Origin of the sequence: Microbacterium sp. (assembly GCF_035277845.1) — a bacterium.
Taxonomy (GTDB): domain Bacteria; phylum Actinomycetota; class Actinomycetes; order Actinomycetales; family Microbacteriaceae; genus Microbacterium.
The window spans coordinates 1-5,412 of the sequence record NZ_DATEJS010000098.1; the positions used below are offsets into that span (position 1 = coordinate 1).

Consider the following 5,412-nt stretch of genomic DNA (forward strand, 5'->3'; position numbering starts at 1 on the left):
CCTGGGCCGGCCGCATCTGCACCCCGGCGCTCAGTACCCCGGCGATCGCCCGCAGCATCGTCGCCTCGTGCAGCCGCACCCGCAGCCCGGTGCCGTCGGGACTCTGCTCCGCCAGCGGGCGCGCGGTGATCGTGGCCGTCCACGCGGCCGCGGCCGCCCAGACCGCGTCCCGGTCGGCCGGGGCGGGCAGGCTGGCGAGCAGGGCGCGCTCGACGGCATCGTGCAGCGCATGCCGGTAGCGGGTGAGGGCCGCGAGCGCCTCCGGGCGCGTGCGCGACTCGTGCCAGATGATCTCGCGGAGAACGTCGGATGCCGCGTGGTCGCGCAGCACCTGATCGCCGACGTTGACGAGGGTCTGCACCGGATCGCCGGGCACCGTCAGCGGCGCAGGGTCGAGGGCGTCCGTGCCGAGCCGCTCCTCGATGAGAGCGCCGAGGATGTCGGGCTTGGCCGGGAAGTAGTAGAACAGCAGGCCCTTGGGCACGCCCGCCGCGCGCGCGATGCGCGTCGTGGAGGTGCCGTCGAAGCCGAGCCGGGCGAAGAGGCCTTCCGCAGCATCCAGGATCCGGGCACGCGTGCGCACCGGATCGACCTTGCGGGTCATGTCTCCTCCTCCACGCCGAGCGGGGCGGCGGGTTGCCCGTCGCCCCGCACGGTATCGCCGAGCGTCGGGCTAGGTGTGGGCTGCGCGCGGTCCGCCGTGCGACGCGTTGTGCGCCTTCATGGCGGGGGCCAGCGCCCACAGTCCAGCGATCACGCCGATGGCTCCGCAGATCCATGAGGTCCATGCGGGGCCGGCGTTGCCGGCGAAACCGCCGACCCATGGGGAGATGAACAGCAGTGCACCGATCGCGGCGAGGATCCACTCCATCGACATCAGACCGGGTGCTGCCAGGCTCCACACGCAGGCGGCGATCATCAGGATTCCCAGCACGATCATCATGGACACCGATGCGCCCGTGCGCGGCGTCGTCCAGATGGTCGCAAGGGCCGCGTACAGTCCGGCGGCCAAAGCCACCCAGTCCTGCCAGCGGGTCCACCTCTTCATCGAACTCATCCTCCTCTTGGTCAGATGGCTCCCGAATCGGGGGTCGCCTCCTAGGATACGCCCTTGATTGACCGGTCGGTCAAGAATTTTCGCAGAGCGGTCTCGCCGCGCCGTTCCCGCCCCTGATCAGCGGATCCGGTCGGTCTCGGCGCGGGCGCCGGCGCTCGAGGCGCGGATCCGCAGCCGCGTCGGGCTGATCTCGACCACGGGCTCGGTTGGTGTCTGATCCCGGCTGACCAGCTCGACGAACAGGCGCGCGCAGTGGCTGCCGAACTCGCGGGGGTCGAGGTCCAGCGCGGTCACCGGAGGCGTCGCGAGTTGCACGACGGCGCTGTCGACGCAGGAGGCGAGCAGCAGGTCCGTGCCGACGGTGCGGCCGAGGTCCGCAGCGACGACGATGGCGACGGCGGCCGTGTGATCGGATCCGCAGACCATCGCGTCGCCCGTGCCGAAGGCTTCAGGCGGGCTGCTTGGCCCGGGCGAGATTCGCCCAGTCGTGCAGGAACACGGCCTCGAAGTACTGCGCGGCGCGCGGCTCGTGGATGATCACGCCGGCATCCCGGTTGTACAGCGTGCCGTCCATCGACCAGTTCTGGCTGCTCACGAGCACGGCGCTCGAGTCGACGACGATCCCCTTGTTGTGCACGTTGTTCTGGATCCGGGTGGTCGTCTTGACGTCGAGCCCGTGCGCGATGAGCTGCTCCAGGTAGCCAGCGGTCTCGTGCTGACCGAGGATGATGCGCACGTCGAGCCCCGCCTGCACCTTGGCGATCACGGCGTCGACCAGCGCGACGAACCCCTGCGACGACGCATCCAGCGTCCGCGGCAGCTGGATGTACTGGAACTGCAGGTACAGGGATGCCGTCGCGGAGTCGATCAGCTGCTTCACGGCCCCGGCGTACACGCCCGGGTCCGGAGTCAGCAGCGGTGCGACCGTCATCGTCCCCTCGATCGTCTGCGCGGCGAAGAACTGCGTGTACGCGGGGGTCTTCGTGGTGGGAACGGGCGGAGGGGTCAGCGGCGGCCCGGCCTGCTCGGGCGGCACGTTGTGCGCCGCGGCGACGGCGAGGTCGTTGCGCAGGTACTGCTCGAACTGGTTCGCCAGAACGGCCTCGCCGATCACCACGTGCCAATCCCGGTCCCGGTGGCGCGCCTCCTCCGCGTCGTTCGATCCCGGGCCGCCCGCGACGGGATCGATCGCCGGCTGGTTCGAGTTGTTCCAGTTGCCCGACGACAGCCAGAACCGCACACCGTCCTGCACCGCGACCTTGATGTGGTAGCTCGTCGGGAAGATCCACGCCGTCGAGTCCGGGCTCACCCGTGTCAGCGCCCACGCCTCGGTGAGCCCGTCGCCCAGAGTCGTGCGCAGGTCGGCGACAGTGGTGGCATCCGTCTGATCGGCCGTCACGTTCTGGGGCGGATGGTCGAGCGTGAGCGTCAGCGGCTTGCCGGCGGCCGCCGCGGCGACGGCATCCTTCACATGTCCGGATGTGAAGTCGTACATGCCGACCGTGAGCGCCTGCGTCGTCGCGCCGAGGAAGTCGTGCAGCACCGCCCAGCCGGAATCGGGACTGACGCTCAGCCGCACCGTCATCGGCCCGGTGACCGGCTGCAGGGCGATGCCCGCCGGGCCGGTGTAGTCCAGCTGCGGCTTCGGGATCCGAGCCAGCTCTGCGTGCGCCGACGGCGACCCGGGTGTGGCGGCCACCAGCGGGACCTCGTCGGGGAAATGCGGCACCGACCCGACATCGGGGGACAGTCGCAGCTGCGACGCGTACGCCGACGGGTGTTCGATGGCGAGCCGCTTGAGCGGGGACGCCTGACGCACGTCGACCGGGATCCCCTCGAGTTCGTCGGGCAGGCGCTCGTCGGCCGGGACGTCGGCGAGCTTGTGCGCGACGATCGCGACGATCGCCTCCCGCCCGGTGAACCAGTCGTCCTTCATCTCGTAGCCGGGGCGCACCGCCAGCACCCCTGGCTTGCGCAGGGCGGCGAGGTTCCGGGAGATCACATCGCTGATCGAGGATGCCACGGCCGCCTCCGTCGGGTGAGATGCAGCGGGTTCAGCCAGCAACGTACGCCTGCCGCCGGGCCGCCACAAGCGCCCGCACGATCCGGATGTCCCGGAGTCCGACCACCGTCGGGAGTACCCTCCCACCGTGGCGGCATGCGGCTGCCGAGCGGAGGACGACATGACCACGACGACGGCGCCCGCGGAGCCGAAGCATCGCCCGTACCTGCGGCCGACGCGGCTGCTGAAGAGCTCGCAGGCCTCCGCGCTGCATCCGACCGTGCTGGCCGAGGCCGAGCGCCGTGCGTCCAGCATCCAGCTGCGCATCGCGGATGGGATCACGGCCTTCGCCGGCTCCATGGCGTTCGTTTACATCCACGTCGTGCTGTTCGTGGTGTGGATGCTGTGGATCGAGCGGAACCCGTGGCCGACGCTGACCCTGATCGTGTCGCTGGAGGCGATCTTCCTCTCGACGTTCGTGATGATCGGTCAGAACCGGCAGTCCGCCTTCCAGCAGGCCAAGGCCGACCGCGACTACGCCGACCAGGAGAAGCTGCTCGTCGAGAACACCGAGCTCACCCGCACCATCCGCGACCTGTCGCAGCAGATCCACGACCTGACCGCGCAGATCCATCAGCACGTCGTCGGGCCGGCCGCCGATCGGGGCGACGCGACGACCGCCGGGTGATCAGGCCACCCGGTAGTCGGCCAGCACGTGGCCGCTCGGCGAGAGCTCGCTGCGGATCGCCTCCAGGCGGATGTCCGGCAGCCCGTCGAGAAGCCGGCGGCCGTGTCCCGCGATGCGCGGCGCGATGACGAGCCGCAGTTCGTCGGCCACTCCGGCGGCGAGCAGCGCCTGGGCGACCGAGATACTGGCGTGCACGCCGATCTCCGCGCCCGGCCGGGCCTTCAGGTCCCGCACATATGCCACGACGTCGCCCTCGATCGCCGTCGCATTCGCCCATGCCGGTTCGAGCGGCGCGGAGGTGGCGACGTGCTTCCCGACCCGGTTGATGAACGAGGCGAACGGCTCGATGTCACTCTCCGGCCAGAAGCGCGCCCACTCGTCGTAACTGCGCCGGCCGAGGATGACGGCATCCTGCGCGGCGATCACCGCGGCCAGGTTCGCGTCCATGGCGGCATCCCACTCGGTGATGAACGCGTCGGGGTCCTCGGCCACGCCGTCGAGCGACAGCAGCTCGTAGACGACGACCTTCCTCACGCGGGCCGCACCGACTCGAGTCGCGCTCTCGCCTCGCGCTCGACGAACACCGACACGAAGTCGCGCACCGTCGCGGTGGCGAAACCGCGGCGCGCCTCGGCGACGAACTGCTCGACGGTTGCGACGGGGATGTGCGGGTAGCGGGCCGACAGCCGCTCGACGATGTCGGCGGCCTCCTTGTCCTCGTTCACGAGTTCGCGGGGCATGGCGCAATGATCCGCCGGCGCGGGACCATCGTCAACTCGCGGGCCGGGACCCATCGGAAGCTCTCGGCTGCCCGTGCGACGCCCGTCGTTTGAAGCGGTCCCGCGGACGCGGCCGCCCCGCGCGCACGGAAGAATGGGTTCTGCGCGTGGCCGACCCGAGCCGTGCGGAACCGGCAGGGGAGTGTGCGATGGACCTCGGACTCGGCGGACGCAGCATCCTGGTCGTGGGCGGACACGGGCTGATCGGGCGTGCAGTCGTGGAGCGGCTGCGCGCGGAGGGCGCCCGTGCGGTTCCCGCGTCCCGGCATGCGCCGGACGGGATCGTGTTGGATGCCGCGGACGACGGCTCCGTGCAGCGCGGACTGGAGCGGCTGCGTGAGCAGCAGGGGGCGCTCGACGGACTCGTCGTCGCCGCGGCACCGAGCGCCCGCACCCTCGACCCCGAGCGCAACTCGGATCCGGCGCAGGTGCTCGAGGCGTTCCAGGCGAAGACCCTGACGTTCCTGCGACTCGCCAACGCCGTGCTCCCGGCGATGGTCGACGCCGGCTCCGGGCGGGTGGTCGGCATCAGCGGGCAGAACGCGTTCCTGACCGGGAACATCACGGGGTCGGTGCGCAACGCCGCGCTCGTGATCGCGGCGAAGAACCTCGCCGATTCGGTCGCCGGTACGGGCGTCACGGTGAATGCCGTGAGCCCGGGAATCGTCACCGAGACGCCGTCGCCGGACATCGAGCGGGGGCTCAGCGGGCAGTGCACCCCGCAGCAGGTCGCCGACCTGGTGGCCTTCCTGCTGTCGCCGCTCGCCGGCACGATCAGCGGCGAATCGATCGCCGTCGGACACCGCGTCCGTGGCGCGACCGGCCTGTGAGCGGACGCCTGTGACCGACGACGGCGCCGCGCGCCCGCCGCGCACCGCCCTCATCC

At 71.0% G+C, this 5,412-nt stretch carries 8 protein-coding genes; 2 read left to right on the forward strand and 6 right to left on the reverse strand.

The annotated features are described in order from the left end of the window. The 4 genes from VJR25_RS04255 to VJR25_RS04270 form a co-directional block, all read right to left on the reverse strand. Positions 1 to 604 (reverse strand): TetR/AcrR family transcriptional regulator (locus tag VJR25_RS04255; RefSeq protein WP_324112860.1); only part of this gene is annotated, 604 nt, incomplete at its 3' end. A gap of 69 nt (positions 605 to 673) precedes the next feature. After that, complete coding sequence (locus tag VJR25_RS04260) at positions 674 to 1,048, reverse strand: SPW repeat protein (RefSeq protein ID WP_324112862.1); 375 nt, start codon at positions 1,046 to 1,048, stop codon at positions 674 to 676. A gap of 126 nt (positions 1,049 to 1,174) precedes the next feature. Beyond that, positions 1,175 to 1,483 carry a substrate-binding domain-containing protein gene (locus tag VJR25_RS04265; RefSeq protein WP_324112864.1) on the reverse strand — a complete coding sequence of 103 codons (309 nt, stop codon included), beginning with the start codon at positions 1,481 to 1,483 and terminating at the stop codon, positions 1,175 to 1,177. 22 nt (positions 1,484 to 1,505) lie between these two features. After that, the gene (locus tag VJR25_RS04270; protein ID WP_324112866.1) at positions 1,506 to 3,080 is read right to left on the reverse strand and encodes a phospholipase D-like domain-containing protein; all 1,575 of its coding nucleotides are present in this window, start codon (positions 3,078 to 3,080) and stop codon (positions 1,506 to 1,508) included. Between the two features lie 160 nt (positions 3,081 to 3,240). Here VJR25_RS04270 and VJR25_RS04275 point away from each other — a divergent pair, with 160 nt between their 5' ends. Then, complete coding sequence (locus VJR25_RS04275) at positions 3,241 to 3,747, forward strand: DUF1003 domain-containing protein (RefSeq protein ID WP_324112868.1); 507 nt, start codon at positions 3,241 to 3,243, stop codon at positions 3,745 to 3,747. Here VJR25_RS04275 and VJR25_RS04280 read toward each other — a convergent pair whose 3' ends face one another. Next, on the reverse strand, positions 3,748 to 4,281 hold the full coding sequence (locus tag VJR25_RS04280; protein ID WP_324112870.1) for a dihydrofolate reductase family protein: 534 nt from the start codon (positions 4,279 to 4,281) through the stop codon (positions 3,748 to 3,750). Continuing rightward, the gene (locus tag VJR25_RS04285) at positions 4,278 to 4,487 is read right to left on the reverse strand and encodes a three-helix bundle dimerization domain-containing protein (RefSeq protein ID WP_324112872.1); all 210 of its coding nucleotides are present in this window, start codon (positions 4,485 to 4,487) and stop codon (positions 4,278 to 4,280) included. Before VJR25_RS04285 ends, VJR25_RS04280 begins: the two co-directional genes overlap by 4 nt. A 188-nt stretch (positions 4,488 to 4,675) precedes the next feature. On the opposite strand from VJR25_RS04285, the gene VJR25_RS04290 reads away from it, so the two are divergent. Next, entirely contained in the window at positions 4,676 to 5,356 is a 681-nt protein-coding gene (locus tag VJR25_RS04290) for an SDR family NAD(P)-dependent oxidoreductase (RefSeq protein WP_324112874.1), read from the forward strand. Positions 5,357 to 5,412 lie beyond the last annotated feature (56 nt).